Raw genomic sequence first — 1395 nt, 5'->3', positions numbered from 1 at the left:
AGCTTGTTGTTTAACCTCGCAGGTCACTCGACCTGCTGATCTGCAGTTCTTTCCGGGACAGCAGAGGCGGCCGTTCTCCACGCTTCGAGATGTCGAGTCACGAAGAACCAGAGATCGGCCGCTGCCCATGAGTCTTCCCGTCGACGCGCCCGTAGGTGGCGCGTTGGGCATCTTGTCCCGCTTTCGGGTCGAGTTCTACGAGAGTCTGTACAAGCGGGCGGATGTGCTCTTCGAGCTCACCGACGCGCTGTTGTGCACGGACGGGCCGGTCAAGACGCTGGTGGACCTGTCGCTGGCTGCTGAGCACCGGCGCGGGCACGGGGCGATGTACGCCGCGCTGGACCGGGGCTGGCTCGAGCCGACCCGGCTGCGTCGCGCACTGGCCGCCCTGCCGATCCCACGCCTCGCCGACGGGCGCATCGCCTTGGCCGTGGACATCTCCAACTGGCTCCGACCCGACGCTCCCACCAGTGACGACCGGCTGTTCTGCCACGTATACGGACGGGGCCGCGGCGCCGACCAGATGATCCCCGGCTGGCCCTACTCCTTCGTCGCCGCCCTGGAGTCCGGCCGCACCTCCTGGACCGGTCTGCTGGACGCGGTCCGGCTGGGACCGGCCGACGACGCCACCGCGGTGACCGCCGCCCAGCTGCGCGAGGTCACCGGGCGCCTGATCGAGGCCGGGCACTGGACCCGTGGTGATCCGGACATCCTGCTGGTCATGGACGCCGGCTACGACGTCACGCGCCTGGCCCACCTCCTGGCCGACCTGCCTCTGGAGCTCATCGGCCGACTGCGGTCGGACCGCGTCATGCTCCGCGACGCGGGCGAGCCCCGCTCCACGCCCAGGGGTGGGCGACCGCGCAAGCACGGCACCGCGTTCACCTTCGCCAAGCCCRAATCCTGGCACGAGCCCGACACCACCACCCGCACCGAGACCACCCGCTACGGAAAGGCCGAGGCCAGGGCCTGGGACCGGATGCACCAGCGCCTGCAAAAACGCGGCCCGTGGCTCGACCACGAAGGCGAAATCCCTATCACCCACGGCACGTTGGTCCGCCTCAAGGTCGAGCACCTGCCCGGCGAACGCGAGGCGACGCCGCTGTGGCTGTGGTCTTCGGCCACCGGCATCAACACCACGCACCTGGACCGAATATGGCGTACTTTCCTGCGCAGATTCGACCTTGAGCACACGTTTCGCCTGCTCAAAGGCACCCTCGGTTGGACCGCGCCGCACTTCCGCGCACCGGACACCGCCGACCTGTGGACCTGGCTGGTCATCGTCGCCCACACCCAGCTCCGCCTGGCCCGCCCGCTGGCCGCCGACCTACGCCGCCCCTGGGAACGCCCCCTGTCCACAACGAAGTTGACTCCAGCTCGAGTCCGCCGTGGGTT

At 69.2% G+C, this 1395-nt stretch carries 1 protein-coding gene; it reads left to right on the top strand.

The window, feature by feature from the left end; translation table 11 throughout:
* Positions 1–127 precede the first annotated feature (127 nt).
* On the top strand, positions 128–1395 hold a 1268-nt coding region (locus ACXJMZ_RS37230), incomplete at its 3' end, for an NF041680 family putative transposase (protein ID WP_457034421.1).

This window comes from Kitasatospora sp. P5_F3, from assembly GCF_054049135.1.
Note: the sequence above shows the minus strand (reverse complement) of the source record. Positions and strands in the feature narration are given on the sequence as shown.